The organism is Anaerococcus sp. HMSC075B03, assembly GCF_001815585.1.
Lineage (GTDB): Bacteria > Bacillota > Clostridia > Tissierellales > Peptoniphilaceae > Anaerococcus > Anaerococcus vaginalis.
In genome coordinates, this window is record NZ_KV821182.1 from 1 (window position 1) to 1,182 (window position 1,182).

Genomic DNA, 1,182 nt, shown 5'->3' on the forward strand with positions numbered 1-1,182 from the left:
GATGCAACTGTTCTTCCACCTTCTCTTACTGCGAATCTTAATCCTTCTTCTAGAGCGATTGGTTTTTGTAATTTGATTTTGAATGTTGCGTTGTCTCCTGGCATTACCATTTCTGTTCCTTCTTCTAGTTGGATGTCTCCTGTTACGTCTGTTGTTCTGAAGAAGAATTGTGGTCTATAGCCTGAGAAGAATGGGGTATGTCTTCCGCCTTCTTCTTTTGTTAATACGTATACTTGACCTTCGAATTCTGTGTGTGGGTGTACTGAGCCTGGTGCTGCTATTACTTGTCCTCTTTGGATTTCGTTTCTTTGTACTCCTCTTAGTAGTAATGCACAGTTGTCTCCTGATTCTGTTGTTTCTAGGGATTTGTGGAACATTTCGATTCCTGTTACTACTACTTCTCTTGTTTTGTCTGTTAGGCCTACGATTTCTACTGTTCCGCCTAGTTTTAGGGTTCCTCTTTCTACTCTTCCTGTTGCTACTGTTCCTCTTCCTGAGATTGTCATTACGTCTTCTACTGGCATTAGGAATGGTTGGTCATTGTCTCTTTCTGGTATGTCAAAGAACTCGTCTGCTTCGTCCATTAATTGTAGGATTTTGTCTGACCATTCGCCTTCTCCGCCTTCTTGTAGGGATTTTAATGCACTTCCTACTACTACTGGTGCATTGTCTCCGTCGAATTCGTATTCTGATAGTAGATCTCTTACTTCCATTTCTACTAATTCGATTAGTTCTGGATCGTCTACTTGGTCTTCTTTGTTTAGGAATACTGCGATTTTTGGTACGCCTACTTGTCTTGCTAACAAGATGTGTTCTCTTGTTTGTGGCATTGGACCGTCTGCTGCACTTACTACTAGGATTGCTCCGTCCATTTGAGCTGCTCCTGTGATCATGTTTTTAACGTAGTCTGCGTGGCCTGGTGCGTCGATGTGTGCGTAGTGTCTTTTTTCTGTTTCGTATTCTACTACTGAGGTATTGATTGTGATTCCTCTTTCTCTTTCTTCTGGTGCTTTATCGATTTTATCGTAGTCTACGAATTCACCTGTTCCATATTTTTTGTTTAATGCTTGGGTGATTGCTGCTGTTGTTGTTGTTTTACCGTGGTCTACGTGACCTATTGTTCCGATATTAATATGTGGTTTGCTTCTTTCAAATTGTGCTTTACTCATTATTTCCTCCTAA

General features: G+C 40.9%; 1 protein-coding gene. It reads right to left on the minus strand.

Features of this window, described 5'->3' with window-relative positions:
* The coding region (gene tuf / locus HMPREF3045_RS04145; RefSeq protein ID WP_070737175.1) for an elongation factor Tu at positions 1-1,169 on the minus strand (1,169 nt) is incomplete at its 3' end.
* Positions 1,170-1,182: the final 13 nt, after the last annotated feature.